Below are 21103 nucleotides of genomic sequence, written 5' to 3'. Positions count from 1 at the left end.
CGTGCAACAGATAGCCCGCTCTGTCGCCCTGGCATTTAACAATCTGCCTCGACCCCACCGCGTCATGCTGGGGTCGCTTACAGTACTCACCTTAGCGGTCGCCGTCTGGCGGCCCTATGTTTACCACCCGAGTTCTGCCCCTATCATCAAAACCATCGAGCTTGAAAAGAGCGAAATCCGTTCTTTGCTGCCTGAAGCCAGTGAGCCTATCGACCAGTCGGCTCAGGAAGATGAAGCTATTCCACAGGATGAGCTGGACGATAAAACCGAGAACGAAGCGGGTATTCACGAATATGTTGTTTCTACCGGGGACACGCTGAGCAGCGTGCTGAACCAGTACGGCATCGACATGGGTAATATCAGCCAGTTGGCGGCTGCGGATAAAGATCTTCGCAACCTGAAAATTGGGCAACAGCTCTCCTGGACGTTAACGGCGGATGGCGATCTCCAGCGTCTGACCTGGGAAATGTCCCGCCGCGAAACCCGCACCTACGATCGCACTGCAAACGGTTTCAAGATGACCAGCGAAATGCAGAAGGGCGATTGGGTTAACAGCGTTCTGAAAGGCACCGTGGGCGCGAGCTTTGTCTCCAGCGCGCGAGATGCAGGCTTGACCAGCGCTGAAATCAGCTCGGTGATCAAAGCCATGCAGTGGCAGATGGATTTCCGCAAGCTGAAGAAGGGCGATGAGTTCTCCGTCCTGATGTCCCGCGAAATGCTGGACGGCAAGCGCGAGCAAAGCCAGCTGCTGGGCGTACGTCTGCGCTCTGAGGGCAAAGATTACTACGCGATTCGTGCCGAAGATGGTAAGTTCTACGACCGCAGCGGTACGGGCCTTGCGAAAGGCTTCCTGCGCTTCCCGACGGCGAAACAGTTCCGCGTCTCCTCCAACTTTAACCCGCGTCGTCTGAACCCGGTAACCGGGCGCGTCGCGCCGCACCGTGGCGTTGACTTTGCTATGCCGCAGGGCACACCGGTACTGGCGGTAGGGGATGGCGAAGTGGTGGTGGCCAAGCGTAGCGGTGCAGCCGGGTATTACGTCGCGGTACGTCATGGCCGTACGTATACGACCCGCTACATGCACCTGCGTAAGCTGCTGGTTAAACCGGGCCAGAAGGTGAAGCGTGGTGACCGTATTGCAATCTCCGGTAATACCGGACGTTCTACCGGCCCGCACCTGCACTATGAAGTGTGGATCAACCAGCAGGCGGTGAACCCGCTGACGGCGAAACTGCCGCGCACCGAAGGGCTGACGGGTAAAGATCGTACTGATTACCTGGCGCAGGTGAAAGAGGTATTGCCGCAGCTGAGCTTAGACTAAGCCCTCTGTTTTTGTTAAAAAAAGCCGGCGCACACTGACGCCGGCTTTTTCTTTTGTGCGTGGACGACTGCCTCGCTACACTATCTGAATAAAATTTTGCGTCATCAGACCCTGGATCCAGCATGGAAACCAAAAAAAACAATATTGAATACATTCCTGAGTTTGAAAAATCCTTCCGCCATCCGCGCAACTGGGGCGCCTGGCTTGGTGTTTACGCTTTTGCGGGGATGGCGATGCTGCCTGCCTCTGTTCGCGATCCTGTTCTGGGGAAAATTGGTCGGCTGGCCGGGCGTTTAGGCAAGAGCGCCCGCCGTCGCGCGCAGATCAACCTCTACTACTGTTTTCCTGAGAAAAGCGACGCCGAGCGCGAGGCAATCATTGATGAGATGTATACCACCGCGCCGCAGGCCATGGCGATGATGGCTGAACTGGCTCTGAAAGGGCCGGATAAAATCGTCGATCGCGTTGACTGGAAGGGGCTGGACATCATCGATGAGATGCGCCGCAATGACGAGAAAGTCATTTTCCTTGTCCCCCACGGCTGGGGTGTTGATATTCCGGCGATGCTGATGGCGTCTCAGGGCCAGAAAATGGCGGCGATGTTCCATAACCAGGGAAATAAAATCTACGATTTTGTCTGGAATACGGTGCGTCGTCGTTTTGGCGGACGTTTGCATGCGCGTAACGATGGCATTAAGCCCTTCATTCAGTCGGTACGTCAGGGGTACTGGGGCTACTATCTGCCGGATCAGGACCACGGCCCCGAGCACAGCGAGTTTGTCGATTTCTTTGCGACCTATAAAGCGACGCTCCCGGCGATCGGTCGCCTGATGAAAGTCTGTCGTGCCCGCGTGATCCCGCTTTTCCCGGTCTATGACGGCAAAACGCATCGCCTGAGTATTGAGGTCCGTCCGCCGATGGACGATCTGCTGACCGCTGACGACCACACGATCGCGCGTCGAATGAACGAAGAGGTGGAAATCCTGGTAGGGCCGCATGCCGAACAGTACACGTGGATACTGAAGCTGCTTAAAACGCGCAAGCCGGGCGAAACAGAGCCGTATAAACGCAAAGAGCTTTATCCGAGGAAATAAAAAAACACCCCTCACCCTGTCCCTCTCCCCATAGGGGAGAGGGGATCGCACATATACCGGTATTATTCGACCGTGAGTACGCGGGTGGTATTGGTTGAGCCAATGGTGCTCATCACATCGCCCTGGGTCACAATGACGATATCACCGGACACCAGATAGCCTTTGTCGCGCAGCAGGTTTACGGCATCGTGTGCCGCCGCTACGCCGTCATTGGTGCTGTCGAAGTGAACCGGCGTCACGCCGCGGTACAGCGCCGTCAGGTTCAGCGTACGTTCGTGGCGGGACATGGCGAAGATCGGCAGACCAGAGCTGATACGCGAGGTCATCAGCGCGGTGCGGCCAGATTCGGTCATGGTGATGATCGCGGTTACGCCCTTCAGATGGTTTGCCGCATACATGGCAGACATCGCAATCGCTTCTTCCACGTTGTCGAACTGCACGTCCAGACGGTGTTTAGAGACGTTGATGCTTGGGATCTTTTCAGCGCCCAGGCAGACGCGCGCCATGGCGGCCACGGTTTCGGCCGGATACTGGCCCGCTGCGGTTTCTGCGGAGAGCATCACCGCATCGGTACCGTCCAGCACGGCGTTAGCCACGTCCATGACTTCCGCACGGGTTGGCATTGGGTTGGTGATCATCGATTCCATCATCTGAGTGGCGGTGATCACGGCGCGGTTCAGCTGACGTGCGCGACGAATCAGCGCTTTCTGGATACCTACCAGCTCAGGATCGCCAATTTCCACGCCCAGATCGCCGCGCGCAACCATCACTACGTCAGACGCGAGGATCACGTCGTCCATGGCATCCTGATCGCAAACGGCTTCCGCACGCTCAACTTTGGCGACGATTTTGGCATCGCAGCCTGCATCGCGTGCCAGGCGACGCGCATAGTTCAGATCTTCGCCGCAGCGCGGGAAGGAGACAGCCAGGTAATCAACGCCGATCAGCGCAGCCGTCACGATGTCCGCTTTGTCTTTATCGGTGAGCGCTTCTGCAGAGAGGCCGCCGCCCAGCTTGTTGATGCCTTTATTGTTGGAGAGCGGGCCGCCGACGGTAACTTCGGTGAACACTTTCATGCCCTGAACTTCCAGCACTTTCAGCTGTACGCGACCGTCGTCGAGCAGCAGGATATCGCCAGGCACTACGTCAGCCGGCAGGCCTTTATAGTCGATACCGACTTTTTCTTTGTCGCCTTCGCCTTTGCCCAGGTTGGCATCCAGCAGGAATTTGTCGCCGATATTGAGGAAAACTTTACCTTCTTTAAAGGTGGATACGCGGATTTTTGGACCCTGCAAATCGCCGAGGATAGCCACATGGCGGCCCAGTTTTGCTGCGATTTCACGCACTTTATCGGCACGTAATTTATGGTCTTCTGGCGTACCGTGAGAGAAGTTCATACGCACCACGTTGGCACCGGCGGCGATAATTTTCTCAAGATTATTATCGCGATCGGTGGCCGGGCCTAAGGTAGTTACGATCTTGGTTCTGCGAAGCCTTCTGGACATGTAATACTCCGTTGACTGAAACAACTTTGGTGTTGCGTGAACATTGAATTGAATCGGCCTTCATCTGCTGCAAGGCAGCAGCGAGGGGACCGAATGCCGTAAATCGTTACATCGTCATTATTCGTGACGTATTCGTTATCAACTATCAGGGAACATCGCTCTTTATAAGCAATTCTTTATCAAAACGCGATTCCTTCAGCGCTTCCTTGACCCGCTTCAAGTTATCCCGGAATTTTGCTCCCCGACGTAAGGTAAAACCGGTCGCGAGCACGTCAATCACGGTGAGCTGGGCCAGGCGGGAGACCATCGGCATATAAATGTCGGTATCTTCCGGCACGTCGAGGGTGATCGCCAGCGTTGCCTCACGCGCCAGCGGCGTGCCTGCCGTCGTAAGGGCAATCACCATGGCATCGTTTTCACGGGCCAGCTGCGCCAGTTCTACCTGACTCTTGGTGCGGCCGGTATGCGAAATCAGTACCACGACGTCATCTTCACTGCAATTCATACAGCTCATGCGTTGCAGGACAATGTCATCGGAATAAATCACCGGGACGTTAAAGCGGAAAAATTTGTTCATGGCGTCATGCGCGACGGCCGCCGAGGACCCGAGCCCAAAGAACGCAATTCGCTTGGCCTGGGTGAGTAAATCCACCGCGCGATTCACGGAGCTCATGTCCAGTGACTGGCGGACGTGGTCAAGCGAAGCCATGGCCGACTCAAAAATTTTCGCGGTATAGGCATCAACGCTGTCGTCTTCATCCACATTACGATTAACATAAGGGGTGCCGTTAGCCAGACTTTGCGCCAGATGCAGTTTAAAATCAGGAAAGCCGCGCGTTTCCAGGCTGCGGCAAAAGCGATTGACCGTGGGTTCGCTAACACCCGCTTCCTGTGCCAGAGCGGCGATGCTTGAATGAATCGCCTGAGCGGGAGAGGCGAGAATGACCTCAGCCACTTTTCGCTCGGATTTGCTAAGGTGTTCCAGTTGAAACTGGATTTTTTCCAGCATGTTCATGTTAACAGGATGCTCATGGGTGTAAACGATTTCATAAATTGATGAAATCGTGATTCGATTTAGCCGATATTACCCTTGTGGCTTCCATTAAGGGTAACAATCGACAAGATAATGTTGTTGTTTTTTTTCATTACTTGATCGGTGTCGGGTTTTGCTATGACCCTGTTGCGCAAAGAAACGACGGTTGTTGCGTCATTAAGCCGTCGAAATGATCCGACGGGTGAAAAATCGCGGTATCGCACGCGACGATAAGCGCTAATGGTTTCGGGAATGACGTAAAAGCAGTACAGTGCATTGTAATAAAATTACAACGATACCTGGCAGAAGTACCAGGTGATCCAACTGAGGAGAATGACATGGCGGTAACGCAAACAGCCCAGGCATGTGACCTGGTCATTTTCGGCGCGAAAGGCGATCTTGCACGCCGAAAATTGCTGCCTTCCCTGTATCAACTGGAGAAAGCGGGCCAAATTCACCCGGATACCCGTATCCTGGGTGTAGGGCGCGCCGACTGGGACAAGGACGCTTATACCAAAGTCGTCCGCGAGGCGCTCGAAACTTTCATGAAAGAAAAGATTGATGAAAGTTTGTGGGACACCCTGAGTGGACGCCTCGATTTCTGCAACCTGGACGTCAATGACGTCAGCGCGTTCGCCCGCTTAGGCGCGATGCTGGATCAGAAAAACCGTGTCACCATTAACTACTTCGCCATGCCGCCAAGCACTTTCGGCGCCATTTGCAAAGGTCTGGGCGAAGCCAAACTGAACGCCAAACCGGCGCGCGTCGTGATGGAGAAGCCGCTGGGTACGTCGCTGGCAACCTCACGTGAAATCAACGACCAGGTGGGCGAGTTCTTTGAAGAGTGCCAGGTCTACCGTATCGACCACTATCTCGGTAAAGAGACGGTACTGAACCTGCTGGCGCTGCGTTTTGCCAACTCCCTGTTTGTGAATAACTGGGACAACCGCACTATCGACCACGTGGAAATCACCGTGGCGGAAGAGGTAGGTATTGAAGGTCGCTGGGGTTACTTTGACCAGGCAGGCCAGATGCGCGACATGATCCAGAACCACCTGCTGCAGATTCTGTGCATGATTGCCATGTCCCCACCGTCAGATCTGACGGCGGACAGCATCCGTGACGCAAAAGTGAAAGTGCTGAAGTCACTGCGCCGCATCGACCGCTCCAACGTGCGCGAGAAGACCGTTCGCGGTCAGTACACCGCCGGGTTTGCGCAGGGCAAAAAAGTGCCTGGCTATCTGGAAGAAGAGGGTGCGAACAAGTCCAGCAACACAGAAACGTTCGTGGCGATCCGCGTGGATATCGACGACTGGCGTTGGGCGGGGGTTCCGTTCTACCTGCGCACCGGTAAACGTCTGCCAGCCAAATGTTCCGAAGTGGTGGTTTACTTCAAAAACCCTGAACTGAACCTGTTCAAAGAGTCCTGGCAGGAGCTGCCGCAGAACAAACTGACCATTCGTCTGCAGCCGGACGAAGGTGTGGATATCCAGATCCTGAACAAAGTGCCTGGTCTGGATCATAAACACAACCTGCAGACCACCAAGCTGGATCTGAGCTACTCCGAAACCTTTAACCAGACGCACCTGGCCGATGCTTACGAGCGTCTGCTGCTGGAAACCATGCGCGGTATCCAGGCGCTGTTCGTGCGTCGCGATGAAGTGGAAGAGGCGTGGAAATGGGTCGACTCCATCACCGAAGCCTGGGCTGCCGATCAGGATGCGCCAAAACCTTATCAGGCAGGTACCTGGGGGCCTGTCGCGTCGGTGGCGATGATCACCCGCGATGGCCGCTCCTGGAACGAGTTTGAGTAAGATATTCCTCTAGCTCGAAAGTGTTATTTTACCGGTAACATGATCTAACACAGCTAGTGGCATAATTTTCAACTTTTAAGCTCCGCGTGGATTCACCCGCGGAGCTTTTTTTATTACACTGCCGGAAGTGATTTTGCCCCTGAGCTCCGGACAGCAAGCGTTTCAGCGTTGTTAACAACTGCCAGCGACTTTGTAAACTCCCGAGCCGGACAGATAATTTAGAGGAGCTTTTATGAATCCGACATTGTTACGCGTAACACAGCGCATTATCGAGCGCTCGAAAGAGACCCGCTCGGCCTACCTCGCCCGGATTGAACAGGCAAAGAGCAATACAGTCCACCGATCTCAGCTGGCCTGCGGTAACCTGGCGCACGGCTTCGCCGCCTGCCAGCCTGACGATAAAGCGTCGCTGAAAAGCATGTTGCGTAACAATATCGCTATCATTACCGCCTATAACGATATGCTTTCCGCGCACCAGCCCTATGAGGTTTACCCGGATATCATCCGTAAAGCGCTGCACAGCGTGAATGCGGTCGGCCAGGTGGCGGGTGGGGTACCTGCCATGTGCGACGGCGTAACGCAGGGTCAGGACGGTATGGAGCTCTCCCTGCTGAGCCGTGAAGTTATTGCCATGTCTGCGGCGGTAGGCCTGTCGCACAACATGTTTGATGGTGCTCTCTATCTCGGCGTGTGCGACAAGATTGTCCCGGGCCTGGTGATGGCGGCGCTGTCGTTTGGGCATCTGCCAGCGATCTTCGTGCCATCAGGCCCAATGGCGAGCGGTCTGCCGAACAAAGAAAAAGTGCGTATTCGCCAGCTGTACGCGGAAGGGAAAGCAGACCGTCAGGCGCTGCTGGAGGCGGAAGCCGCGTCCTACCATGCGCCGGGAACCTGTACGTTTTACGGTACGGCTAACACGAACCAGATGGTGGTGGAATTTATGGGGATGCAGCTTCCGGGCTCGTCCTTTATCCAGCCGGATGCGCCGCTGCGCAAGGCGCTAACCGAGGCTGCAGCCCGTCAGGTTACGCGCCTGACCGGCAACGGCAACGAATGGATGCCGATGGGCAAAATGGTCGACGAAAAGGTCATCGTCAACGGGATTGTCGCGCTGCTGGCGACCGGGGGTTCAACCAACCATACCATGCACCTGGTGGCCATGGCGCGTGCGGCGGGCATTCTGATTAACTGGGATGACTTCTCCGAGATCTCTTCCGTGGTGCCGCTGATGGCACGCCTGTACCCGAATGGCCCGGCGGACATTAACCACTTCCAGGCCGCGGGCGGCGTACCGCTGCTGATGCGCGAGCTGCTGAAAGGCGGTCTGCTGCATGAAGATGTCAACACCGTGGCGGGCTTTGGCCTGCAGCGCTACACCCAGGAGCCATGGCTGAACAACGGCGAGCTGGACTGGCGTGAAGGGGCGAGCGCGTCTCTTGATGCGCAGGTTATCGCCACCATCGACAAACCGTTCTCTCCTCACGGTGGCACCAAAGTGCTCAGCGGTAACCTCGGTCGCGCGGTGATGAAGACCTCTGCCGTACCGGAAGAGAACCAGATTATCGAAGCGCCGGCGGTGGTATTTGAAAGCCAGCACGACGTATTACCTGCCTTTGACGCCGGTCTGCTCGATAAAGACTGCGTGGTAGTGGTGCGTCATCAGGGGCCTAAAGCCAACGGGATGCCAGAATTACATAAACTTATGCCACCACTTGGTGTATTATTGGACCGCCGTTTCAAAATTGCACTGGTGACCGATGGACGCCTCTCTGGTGCCTCAGGTAAAGTGCCTTCAGCCATCCACGTGACGCCGGAAGCGTACGACGGCGGGCTGCTGGCGAAAGTGCGTGACGGTGACATGATCCGCGTTAACGGTCAGACAGGCGAGTTAACCCTGCTGGTGGATGATGCCGAACTGGCGGCACGTCAGCCCCATATTCCTGACCTGAGCGCGTCGCGCGTGGGAACAGGACGCGAAATGTTTGGCGCGCTGCGTGAGAAACTCTCCGGTGCTGAGCAGGGCGCAACCTGTATTACGTTTTAAGACGACTTGATTTTAACGATCTGGCGAGAGAAAACTCTGATGAAAAACTGGAAAACAAGTGCAGAAGCAATCCTGACCACGGGCCCTGTCGTGCCGGTTATCGTGGTAAACAAGCTGGAGCACGCTGTACCGATGGCGAAAGCGCTGGTTGCGGGCGGCGTTCGCGTTCTGGAAGTCACCCTGCGCACCGCCTGCGCGATGGATGCTATTCGCGCGATTGCCAAAGAAGTGCCGGACGCCATCATCGGTGCGGGTACCGTGACGAACGCAAAACAGCTGGCTGAAGTGACCGAAGCGGGCGCACAGTTTGCCATCAGCCCGGGTCTGACCGATTCGCTGCTGAAAGCCGCGACCGAAGGCACAATTCCGCTGATCCCTGGCATTAGCACCGTCTCTGAACTGATGCTGGGCATGGACTACGGTCTGAAAGAGTTTAAATTCTTCCCGGCTGAAGCGAACGGCGGCACCAAAGCGCTGCAGGCGATTGCGGGTCCATTCTCTCAGGTACGCTTCTGCCCGACAGGCGGTATCTCTCCTGCCAACTACCGTGACTACCTGGCGCTGAAAAGCGTACTGTGCATCGGTGGCTCATGGCTGGTTCCGGCGGATGCGCTGGAAGCGGGCGACTGGGATCGCATCACCAAACTGGCTCGTGAAGCGGTTGAAGGCGCGAAGCAGTAAGCCATTCGCCGTATGAAAAACGGGCCTTACGGCCCGTTTTTTTATCCTGCAACCTTGACGCTCGCAGCGGCCGCTTTCGCTCTCTCCACGGCGTCGTCAACGTTATCCCCGGTGGCTAATGCCACGCCAAGACGACGGGTTCCGTCGATCTCCGGCTTGCCGAACAAACGTACCTGCAACCCGGCACCCACCGCCGCGTCGACATTATCAAACGTAACGTTCTGGCTGGTTAACTGCGGCAGGATCACCGCCGAGGCGGCCGGGCCGTACTGACGAATACCGCCGACGGGCAGGCCGAGGAACGCGCGCACGTGCAGGGCGAACTCGGAGAGATCCTGCGAAATCAGCGTCACCATGCCGGTGTCATGCGGGCGAGGGGAGACTTCGCTGAAAATCACCTCATCACCGCACACAAACAGCTCCACGCCGAACAGGCCATAGCCGCCCAGCGCCAGGACGGTTTTACGGGCGATCGCCTGAGCACGCTCCAGCGCCAGGGCGCTCATCTGCTGCGGCTGCCAGGATTCGCGGTAATCACCGTCTTCCTGACGGTGGCCAATCGGGTCGCAGAAATGGACGCCGTCAACGGCGCTGACGGTCAGCAGGGTGATCTCAAAATCAAACTTCACGACGCCTTCGACGATAACGCGACCGGCACCGGCGCGGCCGCCCTGCTGGGCGTAATCCCACGCGTTATCCAGCGCGCTGCTGTCGCGAATAAAGCTCTGCCCTTTTCCGGAGGAGCTCATCACCGGCTTAACGATGCACGGGTAGCCAATCTCCTCGACGGCCTGCAGGAATGCGGCCTTATCGCCAGCAAAACGGTAGCTCGAGGTGGGCAATTCCAGCTCTTCTGCCGCCAGGCGACGAATGCCTTCGCGGTTCATGGTCAGCTTTGCGGCTTTCGCGCAGGGCACCACGCGCTGGCCTTCCTGCTCAAGCGCAATAAGCGTATCGGTGGCGATAGCTTCAATTTCCGGTACAACGAAATCGGGCTTCTCGCGCGTAATCAGCTCGCGAAGGGCATCGCCATCCAGCATGTTAATCACATAAGAACGATGGGCGACGTGCATGGCGGGCGCATCGGCGTAACGGTCTACGGCAATGACTTCCACACCTAAACGCTGGCACTCAATGGCGACCTCTTTTCCCAGCTCGCCCGATCCCAACAGCATCACTCGCGTCGCCGCAGGTCGCAGCGCGGTTCCTAAACGAATCATAACAATCCCCCTGAAAAAGTTGCGCGCAGTATAAACGAAAACGTTTGCGTCTGTCTTGTGCACGGCTAAACGAGAGGGGAGAAATTTGCGCTTCTTTAGCCCGTCCAGACATTTCCTGACGCCCGCTCGCTTACGCTGTGGAACATATTCACCGTTAAGTGAGGGAAACCATGTCTGGCTGGCTAAATCAATTGCAATCCCTGTTAGGGCAGAAAACATCGTCTTCCGGCGAGCGGGATCTCAGTAAACTGCTGGTACCCGGGGCGCTCGGCGGGCTGGCGGGCCTGCTGGTCGCCAATAAATCCTCGCGCAAGCTGCTGGCAAAGTATGGCACAGGCGCACTGCTCGCCGGTGGGGGCGCCATTGCGGGCACCGTCCTGTGGAACAAATACAAGGACAGGGTCCGGACCGCGCACAGTGATGAACCGCATTATGGCGAGCACACCTCGCCGCTGGATCTGCGTACCGAACGGCTTATCCTTGCGCTGGTTTTTGCCGCGAAAAGTGACGGGCATATTGACGATAAAGAACGACTGGCGATCGAGCAGCAGATGCGCGAAGCTGGCGTCGAAGAGAAGGTCAGAGCGCTGGTGGCGCAGGCCATCGAACAGCCTCTGGAGCCGCAGCGTCTGGCGCAAAGCGTGAAAAATGAGGAAGAGGCGCTGGAGCTCTACTTCCTCAGCTGCGCCGCCATCGATATCGATCACTTTATGGAACGCAGCTACCTGAATGCGCTTGGGGACGCGCTGAAGATCCCACAGGACGTGCGCGAAGGCATTGAGCGGGATATCCGGGAACAAAAACAGGCGTTACAGGGATAGTGCTCGCCGTTGCAATCCGGTTTCGCTTGCATCATGCGTGGGTTTTGCCAACCTTATAGGATGTAAAACTTAAAAGAATGATGACATGCCACCGAAAGCCCGACGTATACCTTATGCGATCACCACGCATGGCGATACGCGTATAGACAACTATTACTGGCTAAGGGACGATTCTCGCTCCCGGCCAGAGGTACTCGATTACCTGCACGCGGAAAACGACTATGGCCGTAAGGTCATGTCGAGCCAGCAGACGCTTCAGGACCAGCTGCTGAATGAGATGGTGCAGCGCATTCCTCAGCGCGATATCTCCGCGCCCTGGACCAAAAACGGCTATCGCTATCGCCATATTTACGAGCCCGGCAATGAGTATCCCATCTACCAGCGTCAGTCGGTGTTAAGCGCCGAATGGGACGAGTGGGATATTCTGCTGGATGCTAACCAGCGTGCTGCCCACAGCGAGTTTTATACCCTGGGCGGCATGTCCATTTCGCCTGACAACGCGGTGATGGCGCTGGCGGAGGATTATCTCTCCCGTCGCCAGTACGGCCTGCGGTTTCGCAATCTGGAGAGCGGCAACTGGTATCCGGAAATGCTGGAAAACGTCTCCCCGGATTTTGTCTGGGCGAATGATTCCGAGACGGTTTACTACGTCAAAAAGCACGCGTCGACGCTGCTGCCTTATCAGGTGTGGCGACATACCGTTGGAACGGACTCCGCAGGCGACGAGCTGGTCTATGAAGAGAAAGACGAAACGTTCTATGTCAGCCTGCATAAAACCTCCTCGCGCCACTATGTGATTATCTTCCTTGCCAGCGCGACGACGTCTGAAGTTCTGCTGCTGGATGCCGAACTGCCGGACGCCCAGCCGCTCTGTTTCCTGCCGCGGCGCAAGGATCACGAGTACAGTCTGGATCACTTCCAGCACAGCTTTTATCTGCGCTCGAATCGCGAGGGCAAAAACTTTGGTCTCTATAAAACCAAAGTGCGCGATGAGCGCAAGTGGGAGGTGCTTATCCCCGCGCGGGATCAGGTGATGCTCGAAGGGTTCACCCTCTTTACCGACTGGCTGGTGGTGGAGGAGCGTCAGCGCGGGCTGACCAGTATCCGGCAAATCAACCGTAAAACGCGGGAAGTGGTGGGGATCGCGTTCGACGACCCGGCCTATGTGACGTGGATTGGTTTCAACCCTGAGCCTGAATCATCGCGGCTGCGCTACGGCTACTCCTCCATGACCACGCCGGACACCCTCTTTGAACTGGACATGGATACCGGACAGCGCCAGGTGATTAAACAGACCGAGGTTAAAGGGTTTGAGTCTGAAAACTACCGCAGCGAGCACCTGTGGGTCACCGCCCGGGATGGCGTTGAGGTCCCCGTCTCGCTCGTCTATCACAAAGCCCATTTTCAGAAAGGCAAAAACCCGATCCTGGTGTACGGCTACGGCTCCTATGGCTCAAGCATGGACGCCGATTTTAGCAGCAGCCGGTTAAGCCTGCTCGATCGCGGCTTTGTCTTCGCCATCGCCCATATTCGCGGCGGCGGTGAGCTGGGGCAGCACTGGTATGAAGACGGGAAATTCCTGAAAAAGAAAAACACCTTCAATGACTACCTCGACGTCTGCGATGCGCTGATTGAGCAGGGCTATGGCGATCCGCAACTCTGCTTTGGCATGGGCGGCAGCGCGGGCGGCATGCTGATGGGGGCGGTTATCAACCAGCGTCCCGATCGCTTTAAGGGGATTGTCGCGCAGGTTCCGTTTGTCGATGTGGTGACGACCATGCTCGATGAATCCATTCCTCTTACCACCGGGGAGTTTGAAGAGTGGGGGAATCCGCAGGATGAGATGTACTACCGCTATATGAAAGAGTACAGCCCGTACGACAACGTGGAGGCGAAAGCCTACCCGCACATGCTGGTCACCACAGGTTTGCATGATTCTCAGGTGCAGTACTGGGAGCCGGCAAAATGGGTGGCGAAACTGCGGGAGCTGAAAACCGACGACAACCTGCTGCTGCTGTGTACCGATATGGACTCCGGCCACGGCGGGAAATCGGGACGATTTAAATCCTACGAAGGGGTTGCCCTGGAATATGCCTTTTTGATAGGCCTGGCGCAGGACACGCTGCCAGGCCGTGCGGAGCGTTAAGCGTCGCCCAGATAGTGTTTCAGCGTTAAGCGCAGCTCCGGGCTCATTCTGTCGAGGTTGTTATACAGCCAGCGCAAATAGCCCGGGTCTTTATCCGCCACCTCGGACACCGGCTTCCCGCGATATTTCCCAAAGGTAAATGTGGTCAGAAGTGCGGGGCGTCCGGTGATGGTCGCCATATCATCCGGTGTCCAGCCAGAGATATTCATAATATCAATCAGCAACGCGGCGGTGATATAGCAGTCATACAGGGCGCGGTGATGGTGAAGCCCTTCAGGCGTGCGGACGCTGAGCTTGCGGGACTTGTACAGCGCCATGTTGCTGTATTTAATCCCCGGCCAGAGACGACGCGCCAGCTTCATGGTGCAAATCCATTCACCCGGCATCTCAGGTAGCACCCGGCGGTCAAAGCTGGCGTTATGCGCGACGTACCACGGGCTACCGTAGTAGTGGGGAATGATCTCTTCGATCCACGGCTTATCCGCCACCATCGATTCGGTAATGCGATGGATAGCCATTGCCTGAGGGCTGATAGGGCGGTCGGGACGCACCAGATGGCTCATTGGGTTGACGATTTTACCATCAACCACGTCGACAGAGGCCACTTCCACAATTCCGCCCTGAAGATCGCAAGTTTCGGTATCGATGACGCGCAGCATTGAACACTCCTGAGCTTAAAACGCCTAGCCTAAAGGAATGACATCGCCTTGCCAACCCTCTCCGCCGAGCGTACCGGTCACCAGAAGCTCGCCCTTATCCGCACGCACGACCAGCTGGCCTTTTTCATCCCACAGCGCGCTACCGCTGCAGGCATTTGCCATTAGCACCGCAATGGCATACTTATGCGCGAAGCGCTGCAGGGTACTGATAGACTGCCGCCAGCGGTTATCCCTGACTGACTGGCAGCTGGTAACCAGAGTTGCCCTGGGATCGAGATTGGGGGAATCGGCGTGCGCATCAATAATGCTGAGTTGTTTCTCTCCCTGCACCAGGCTGGCACCGTGCCCTTGCGGATAGCGCAGGATGCGGTTGCGGGCGGGCGTGAAGAGCGCGAGGCCTTTCTGGCGCAGGCCATTGTGTTCCACGGGGAGCCCGGCAATAACGGTAATCTGGTATAGGTGTGCCGCGTTGAGCAGCGGCTCCAGCTGCGCGTCATCGGGTGGGGGAGGTAGCGTCGACGCGCCAGAGCCCGTTAATGAGAGTTCAGGGAAAACCAGCAAATCGCACCGCTGCCGTGCTGCTTCGGCGATGAAGCGCAGGTGGTGCGTAACATGGTCATCCACGCTGTGGTGCTGATCGCCATACTGAGCTGCCGCTATATTCCAATGTGACATCGTGACTTCCTTATACACTGAGTCGCAGGGATTTAAGAATACACCTAAATTTATCAGGGTTTTCTTATCCTGCCAGATTACGCGTAAGGAAGTGTAACGGCTCGTTAAGCTTATTTAACTTTAGGTTCGTACGGTAAACGGGAGAGGTTAACCGAGGCGAGGCGGTGGGCAATTAATCTTTCGCGAAACCAGTCGCGCAGATGGGCGGGCTGTTCCCGTTCCACGACTTCAGCCACGATGGGCATGTTGTAACGCTCTTTGAACGCGACGCCAGCGGCAGCAAGATCGACATTCACTTTATCCATCTCGTCCTGCGGAAGGGCGGCCAGATTGATCTTCATTACCTTCTCCTTTTTCTGCGGCGGCAACGTTACCGCGATTGCACGATGATGACAAGCGGAGGCAGGATGATCCTCGACTCGCTTATTATACAGCGTTATTCTTTAGCATACAGACATAACAAAAAGGAATGATTGCGATGGGTTTCTCCGCTTCCCGCGCGGTATGCGCACTGGTTTTTCTGACCTCTACAATGATGACGCCCTCCGTGCTGGCACATGCACATCTTAAACAGCCGATCCCGGCAGCAGACAGCGTGGTGGCCGCACCGCAGGCACTTACGCTGCATTTTTCAGAAGGTATCGAACCGGGATTTAGCGGTGTGGTGGTGACGGATGCGCAAAAGCAGGTCATCAAAACGGGTACCGCTACGCGAGACGAAAAGAACAAGGCGCAACTCACCGTTCCGCTGGAACAAACGCTGACGTCAGGGACGTACCAGGTAGACTGGCACGTAGTCTCTGTAGACGGTCATAAAACCAAAGGCAGCTATCACTTTAGCGTGAAATAGCATGCTGGCGCTGTGTTATATCGGGTTGCGCTTTATCCATTTCGGGGCGCTGATGCTGGTTTTTGGCAATGCGCTTTACAGCGTCTGGTTTGCGCCTTCCTCTCTCCAGCGACTGATGTCCCGGCGTTTCCAGCTGCAGCAGAAAGTGGCGGCCTTATCGAGCCTGGCGGCTGCACTCCTGATGTTTATGCTTCAGGGCGGACTGATGGGTAACGGCTGGGGAGATGTGTTTGCCCCGCAGGTCTGGTACGGCGTAATGAGGACACAGTTTGGCGGCGTCTGGCTGTGGCAAATGATTCTTGCTGTGATGATGGTCGCTGCAGCATGGCTCGCGCCGCTGAAAGGGTCGCGGCTGCTGCTGCTCGCCATGGGCCAGCTTATTCTGCTGGCGGGAGTAGGACACGCGGCGATGAACGATGGTCCGATGGGGGCGTTGCAGCGCATTAATCACGCTTTTCACCTGATCTGTGCCGCAGCCTGGCTTGGCGGATTACTGCCCCTGCTGTTCTGCATGCGTCTGGCTAAAGGGCGCTGGCAGAATGCCGCCATCTATACCATGATGCGCTTCTCGCGCGTGGGCCATTATGCGGTCGCGGGCGTGCTGCTCAGCGGAGCGATCAATGCGCTCATGATACTGGGCGTCCATATTCCCTGGCAGGCTGAGTACGTGCAGTTTTTGTTGTTCAAATGTGCGCTGGTGGCGTTGATGGTGGTAATCGCGCTGGCAAATCGGTATTTTCTGGTGCCACGGTTTCGTCCGGAGACCGGCCGGGCACAACAGATTTTTATCAGGATGACACAGGCAGAAGTGGTACTGGGGGCGCTGGTACTGGCAACGGTCAGTCTGTTCGCCACCTGGGAACCCTTCTGACAAGGTTAAATATCATATGAAAAAAACAGTACTTTCTCTCATCTTGCTGGCCTGCACGGGGAGCGCGCTTGCCGCACCGCAGGTTATCACCGTCAGCCGTTTTGAAGTGGGTAAGGACAAATGGGCGTTCAATCGTGAAGAGGTGATGCTGACCTGCCGTCCAGGCCATGCGCTGTATGCCATTAACCCGAGCACGCTGGTGCAATACCCGTTAAATGAAACCGCCGAGCAGCAGGTGGCCAGCGGAAAGAGCAGCGGCCAGCCGATTAGCATCATTCAGATCGATGACCCGGCGCATCCGGGACAAAAAATGAGTCTGGCGCCGTTTATCGAGCGTGCCGACAAGCTCTGCTAACGTTCAGGTTTCCAATAAAAAACCGCAGATGCTTGCGAAAGCACTGCGGTTTTTCACATTTTATGATGCTCTGGCGCTTTTTTTCCGACCGCTTTAGCTGTGGACTGGAAAACCTGGCGTCGTCATCTATTCTTAAAAGGCAAGGCGACTTAGCCTGCATTAATGCCAACTTTTAGCGCACGGCTCTCTCCCAAGAGCCATTTCCCTGGACCGAATACAGGAATCGTATTCGGTCTCTTTTTATCTGCATGAAAGTAAAAGACTAATCCTTTCGATGTCTCACTTCTGCAGCGCACGTCCTGTACGTCTGGTTAAAACATAACACACTACAGCATGCTGTAGTCCAGCCCTTTTTGCCTGTTTTGTTAAATTTTCGTGTGCAATTCAGGAAAGCGCGTGCGGGGTCTAAAAGTGCGATTTAACCGACGCCTCGATTTCATCGAGCAGCTCAAAGCGACGACGGTATTCAGCGCGTTTTTTACTGGCAATCTCTTCCAGGGATTTGCGCTCCATCCGCAGCGGCAGCTGCCAGCAGAAAGTGGAGAGCTTTTTACCGTCCAGAGATGCCCAGAATTCATCGTAGCTGGCGTGGAAATGGCGGCCTTTGCTGAGACGATATCGCAACGCGCGGAACACGTGCCCCTCATCGCTGACGGCAAAAATCGCCCGGACAGATGACTGCGCAGCCAGCTGGAAGAGGACTTCCATCAACACGCGCTTAGGGAACAGGCCATGGCAGGCGCGGGTGGCCTGTTTAATAACGTCTCGCGTTACGCAGCGACGGGGTCCCTGAAGCCCGCCGATGACCATGACTTGCTGACCGTTGCTGCGTGCGACGCTAAAGGTCAGGCTGGCCAGCAGCGTATCCTCGTTGTCACGAAGCCACAGTGTGCTTTCACCTTCGCGTTCGGCTTTCCCCGCAGAGGACGCATTGACCGTATAGATAACACCGTCTTTGGCATGGAACTGTGCGACAGTTTGCTCCTGCGGGCTGGTCATCGCCTGAGCAAGACCGCTCTCTTTCAGGCTATCAATCCAGTAATAATGGCTAACGATCGCGTCGGCGCGATCGTTAGCCGTCAGGCCGCGCATCAGGTACTGCCGGTGGGTCTTGCTCGGCAATGTAATTTGAGAGGCCAGCAGTTTGTCGAAATCGTCACGGCCTGAAAGGGCCTCCAGCATGCGATGGGTAGAGGACCAGAACACCAGCGAACGTAACAGGAACTTCAGGCGATATTCGCGCTTGCGCCAGATCGGCCCCGGGACGCGTTTGCCGTTCACCAGCTCGGAAATAATATTTGTGCGATGCGGATAAAAAACATCGTTATGCAGGTGCGTATTAGACACGTGAAGACCCTCTTTTTTTTCTACCCTTATTCTAAAGAGCCAATAAAAAGGGATTAATAGCGCGAGGATCTTTATTTCTGTTTGGTTTACCGTTTGTTTCACTTGATGAGGACCACGCCCGTCCGTTGCCTTTTCAGCGGTGGCTATACTATTAAAAGGAGGTCCTATGTATCAGCGAATTGAAGGTGGGGAGTGGCGTCACGTCTGGGTTGTCAGCGATATACACGGTTGTTATCAGTGGCTTATGGATGAGCTTAAACGCCGCCATTTTAACCCGTATGAGGATTTACTTATTTCAGTCGGGGATGTGATCGATCGTGGCCCTGATAGCGTTAAATGCCTGCAGTTAATTCATGAAAAATGGTTTCGTGCCGTGCGGGGAAACCATGAACAAATGGCTCTCGATAGTCTGGATAATAACGATTTTTCGCTCTGGACGATGAATGGCGGAATGTGGTTTTCTCAACTTGAACGGGGCCAGCAACAGCTTGCGCTGTCGTTACTCGAAGCCTGTCGTGAATTACCGCATATCATCGAGATAACCTGTGCGAACGGTCTGAATGTCATTGCCCATGCTGATTATCCGGCTGCGGAATACCAATGGCAAAAGCCGGTAAGCGCCCAGCGCGTCTTATGGAACCGCGACAGGCTGATGGGATTTATGGTGGGCAAAGGAGAGGGCATCAGCGGCGCGGATCATTTCTGGTTTGGGCATACGCCCCTCGACAGAAGGTATGATTTTAATAATCTCCACTACATTGATACGGGGGCTGTTTTTGACGGTTACTTTACGCTGGCGCAGCTGCAGTAATAAATAACCCGCCTTCGGGCGGGTTCTCTTTAGGTCAGGCAAGACGCATGACCCAGGCATCGGTTTTACTATCGTAATGCTCACGGTAAAGGACAGAATGTTCGCCATCAAGTATTGCCGGGACGCTGGTGTCTGCATCCCATGCATCGAGCTGCATGCACAAATCCGGGTCGGATTTGCAGGGAATACTTAACGTTCGATCGCCCTGTGCTTCGCCGCGCAGCTCTGCGTCGTCGATCTCAAAAGCGCCAATACGCACGCTGGTTTTCGTCATAGTGCTCTCCGGGTCGGTTGTCAAAATCTGGTATGACCAGTGCGGCCACCCATTTTTGATCGTAGACAAGGAGAGCAAAATCGCCAGTAAAAAAATGCGCTTTTTTTCAGTCCGTGCGATCGTTACCGGTAAACAGTCGGCCGTCCCGCACCAGCTCGCGCGGATAGCTGTTTTTCAGCCTTGAGCCGACCTTTTTTGCCAGCCCCAGCGGGTAGCCCTGATACGTCACAATCACTTCATCGTCTGATGGCGTGCTGTCCGGATAGACATCGCGACCACGGTACCACTCTTCAGCTTCCTGATGCGTCAGGGCAAAGGTATTCTCGCTTCCGGCAAGGGCGATTACGGCCTCATGCTGCCAGCGATAGCCTTTATTATGGACTTCCGCCAGGCGGATCCCGATTCGGGAAAAACGGACCTTGCCGATGAGCGGCTCGATCTGTGCCGGGAACAGCCAAATCTCTTTATCACGCATCCAGGGATGCAGGCTCTCATCCCAGACCAGCCCAACCTTTTTGGCGGCAGCGATAAGCTGTGCTGCATCGCGGCCTTTAAGAGGGGCAAACGGGAAGTTGCCGACCTTGAATTTAGGGGCGGGCAGGGGAGCAACCGCCTGCGTTTTACGCAGACGCGCTACAAAAAACCCTTCGCAGTCGTAAATCTGCGGGAAAACGTGGAGGAAACCCTCCGGCGTGAGCGCCTCCTGTGCCGAGGCGAACAGATCGTTAAGCGGCAGGAACTCGACCGCATCGGGGTATTGCGCTTTCAGCCACAGGCAGACGTCTTCGTTTTCATCGCGGTTTAGGGTGCACGTGGAATAGACCAGCGTGCCGCCAGGGCGCAACGCGTGAAATGCGCTCTCGATCAGCTCTCGCTGCGTGGCGGCGATCTCATGGTTGCTTTCCACGGACCAGTTCTTTAACGCATCGGGATCTTTCCGTACCACTCCTTCGCCGGAGCAGGGGGCGTCCAGCAGAATGGCGTCGAAGGCTTCCGGCAAGGCGGCGCCAAACACGCGTCCGTCGAAGTGCGTCAGGGCAACATTATGAATACCGCAGCGGCTGATGTTGGCATGCAATACCTTCACGCGGCTGGCGGAAAACTCGTTGGCGAGGATCGCCCCGCGGTTACCCATGCGGGCTGCAATTTGCGTGGTTTTTGAGCCAGGCGCCGCGGCCACATCCATCACGCGCTCAGGCGCGTTGCCCTCTGCGAACAGGGCGGCCACCGGCAGCATCGAGCTGGCCTCCTGGATATAGAACAGACCGCTCAGATGTTCAGCGGTACTGCCCAGCGGCAGTGAGGCTTCGTCATCGCGTTCGATCCAGAACCCCTCAGCGCACCACGGTACCGGCGTAAGCTGCCAGCCGTACGGCGAGACCAGCGCCAGAAAATCATCGACGCTGATTTTCAACGTGTTGACGCGAATACTTCGGCGTAACGGACGCTGGCAGGCGGCGATAAAATCGTCTAACGACAGGTGAGAAGGAAGCGCCTCGCGCATCTGCGCCAGGAATTGTTCAGGAAGAAATACGGAGTTTTGAGCCACGGGCACACCACAGGGAAAAGTTCAGGTGCGCAG

20 protein-coding genes are annotated in these 21103 nt (G+C 55.9%); 11 read left to right on the top strand and 9 right to left on the bottom strand.

Features of this window, described 5'->3' with window-relative positions:
- Window position 1: 1 nt before the first annotated feature.
- Window positions 2-1321 carry a murein DD-endopeptidase MepM gene (mepM, locus tag V1587_RS15995; RefSeq protein ID WP_196365033.1) on the top strand — a complete coding sequence of 440 codons (1320 nt, stop codon included), beginning with the start codon at window positions 2-4 and terminating at the stop codon, window positions 1319-1321.
- Between the two features lie 122 nt (window positions 1322-1443).
- Window positions 1444-2415, top strand: coding sequence for a lauroyl-Kdo(2)-lipid IV(A) myristoyltransferase (gene lpxM / locus V1587_RS15990; protein WP_371898679.1), 972 nt, complete (start codon window positions 1444-1446; stop codon window positions 2413-2415).
- A 62-nt stretch (window positions 2416-2477) separates the two neighbouring features.
- On the opposite strand, the gene pyk is transcribed toward lpxM, so the two are convergent.
- Both pyk and V1587_RS15980 read right to left on the bottom strand, forming a co-directional pair.
- Window positions 2478-3920, bottom strand: coding sequence for a pyruvate kinase (gene pyk, locus V1587_RS15985; RefSeq protein ID WP_020883399.1), 1443 nt, complete (start codon window positions 3918-3920; stop codon window positions 2478-2480).
- 145 nt (window positions 3921-4065) lie between these two features.
- The gene (locus tag V1587_RS15980) at window positions 4066-4935 is read right to left on the bottom strand and encodes a MurR/RpiR family transcriptional regulator (RefSeq protein WP_023312229.1); all 870 of its coding nucleotides are present in this window, start codon (window positions 4933-4935) and stop codon (window positions 4066-4068) included.
- A 356-nt stretch (window positions 4936-5291) separates the two neighbouring features.
- On the opposite strand from V1587_RS15980, the gene zwf reads away from it, so the two are divergent.
- The 3 genes from zwf (at window position 5292) to V1587_RS15965 (ending at window position 9492) form a co-directional block, all read left to right on the top strand.
- Window positions 5292-6767, top strand: a complete 1476-nt coding sequence (zwf, locus tag V1587_RS15975) for a glucose-6-phosphate dehydrogenase (RefSeq protein WP_008500457.1) — start codon at window positions 5292-5294, stop codon at window positions 6765-6767.
- Between the two features lie 232 nt (window positions 6768-6999).
- Window positions 7000-8811, top strand: coding sequence for a phosphogluconate dehydratase (edd, locus tag V1587_RS15970; RefSeq protein ID WP_045908212.1), 1812 nt, complete (start codon window positions 7000-7002; stop codon window positions 8809-8811).
- Window positions 8812-8850: 39 nt separating this feature from the next.
- The gene (locus V1587_RS15965; RefSeq protein ID WP_262808430.1) at window positions 8851-9492 is read left to right on the top strand and encodes a bifunctional 4-hydroxy-2-oxoglutarate aldolase/2-dehydro-3-deoxy-phosphogluconate aldolase; all 642 of its coding nucleotides are present in this window, start codon (window positions 8851-8853) and stop codon (window positions 9490-9492) included.
- A 41-nt stretch (window positions 9493-9533) separates the two neighbouring features.
- Here V1587_RS15965 and purT read toward each other — a convergent pair whose 3' ends face one another.
- Window positions 9534-10712: a formate-dependent phosphoribosylglycinamide formyltransferase gene (gene purT / locus V1587_RS15960; RefSeq protein WP_371898678.1), complete on the bottom strand. Its 1179-nt coding sequence runs from the start codon at window positions 10710-10712 to the stop codon at window positions 9534-9536.
- A gap of 170 nt (window positions 10713-10882) precedes the next feature.
- Here purT and V1587_RS15955 point away from each other — a divergent pair, with 170 nt between their 5' ends.
- Together V1587_RS15955 and ptrB are read left to right on the top strand one after the other, a co-directional pair.
- Complete coding sequence (locus V1587_RS15955) at window positions 10883-11533, top strand: tellurite resistance TerB family protein (RefSeq protein ID WP_395314414.1); 651 nt, start codon at window positions 10883-10885, stop codon at window positions 11531-11533.
- A gap of 85 nt (window positions 11534-11618) precedes the next feature.
- A complete protein-coding gene (gene ptrB / locus V1587_RS15950) occupies window positions 11619-13679 on the top strand; it encodes an oligopeptidase B (RefSeq protein WP_371898676.1) in 2061 nt (686 codons plus the stop codon).
- On the opposite strand, the gene exoX is transcribed toward ptrB, so the two are convergent.
- The 3 genes from exoX to V1587_RS15935 form a co-directional block, all read right to left on the bottom strand.
- Complete coding sequence (gene exoX / locus V1587_RS15945; protein ID WP_010432611.1) at window positions 13676-14338, bottom strand: exodeoxyribonuclease X; 663 nt, start codon at window positions 14336-14338, stop codon at window positions 13676-13678. The two genes, ptrB and exoX, sit on opposite strands and share 4 nt — an antisense overlap.
- A 24-nt stretch (window positions 14339-14362) precedes the next feature.
- On the bottom strand, window positions 14363-15013 hold the full coding sequence (locus tag V1587_RS15940) for a nitrilase-related carbon-nitrogen hydrolase (protein ID WP_371898675.1): 651 nt from the start codon (window positions 15011-15013) through the stop codon (window positions 14363-14365).
- A 110-nt stretch (window positions 15014-15123) separates the two neighbouring features.
- Window positions 15124-15354: a DNA polymerase III subunit theta gene (locus V1587_RS15935; RefSeq protein WP_013096102.1), complete on the bottom strand. Its 231-nt coding sequence runs from the start codon at window positions 15352-15354 to the stop codon at window positions 15124-15126.
- A 137-nt stretch (window positions 15355-15491) separates the two neighbouring features.
- Here V1587_RS15935 and yobA point away from each other — a divergent pair, with 137 nt between their 5' ends.
- Genes yobA through V1587_RS15920 form a run of 3 tightly spaced genes read left to right on the top strand, consistent with a single transcriptional unit; the run spans window position 15492 to window position 17089 of the window.
- Complete coding sequence (gene yobA / locus V1587_RS15930) at window positions 15492-15863, top strand: CopC domain-containing protein YobA (RefSeq protein ID WP_371898674.1); 372 nt, start codon at window positions 15492-15494, stop codon at window positions 15861-15863.
- Between the two features lies 1 nt (window position 15864).
- A complete protein-coding gene (gene copD, locus V1587_RS15925) occupies window positions 15865-16734 on the top strand; it encodes a copper homeostasis membrane protein CopD (protein ID WP_371898673.1) in 870 nt (289 codons plus the stop codon).
- Between the two features lie 16 nt (window positions 16735-16750).
- Window positions 16751-17089: a YebY family protein gene (locus V1587_RS15920; protein WP_148241952.1), complete on the top strand. Its 339-nt coding sequence runs from the start codon at window positions 16751-16753 to the stop codon at window positions 17087-17089.
- Window positions 17090-17494: 405 nt separating this feature from the next.
- Here V1587_RS15920 and V1587_RS15915 read toward each other — a convergent pair whose 3' ends face one another.
- Window positions 17495-18436, bottom strand: a complete 942-nt coding sequence (locus V1587_RS15915; protein ID WP_371898672.1) for a VirK/YbjX family protein — start codon at window positions 18434-18436, stop codon at window positions 17495-17497.
- A 166-nt stretch (window positions 18437-18602) separates the two neighbouring features.
- Here V1587_RS15915 and pphA point away from each other — a divergent pair, with 166 nt between their 5' ends.
- Window positions 18603-19247, top strand: a complete 645-nt coding sequence (pphA, locus tag V1587_RS15910) for a protein-serine/threonine phosphatase (RefSeq protein ID WP_395314413.1) — start codon at window positions 18603-18605, stop codon at window positions 19245-19247.
- Window positions 19248-19281: 34 nt separating this feature from the next.
- On the opposite strand, the gene V1587_RS15905 is transcribed toward pphA, so the two are convergent.
- Together V1587_RS15905 and rsmF are read right to left on the bottom strand one after the other, a co-directional pair.
- Complete coding sequence (locus tag V1587_RS15905; RefSeq protein WP_008500472.1) at window positions 19282-19521, bottom strand: YebV family protein; 240 nt, start codon at window positions 19519-19521, stop codon at window positions 19282-19284.
- Window positions 19522-19627: 106 nt separating this feature from the next.
- A complete protein-coding gene (rsmF, locus tag V1587_RS15900) occupies window positions 19628-21070 on the bottom strand; it encodes a 16S rRNA (cytosine(1407)-C(5))-methyltransferase RsmF (protein ID WP_371898670.1) in 1443 nt (480 codons plus the stop codon).
- Between the last annotated feature and the right edge of the window lie 33 nt (window positions 21071-21103).

It is taken from the genome of Enterobacter sp. ECC-249, assembly GCF_043965265.1.
Taxonomy (GTDB): Bacteria; Pseudomonadota; Gammaproteobacteria; order Enterobacterales; family Enterobacteriaceae; genus Enterobacter; species Enterobacter quasiroggenkampii.
This window is presented reverse-complemented; position numbering and strand designations above follow the sequence as displayed.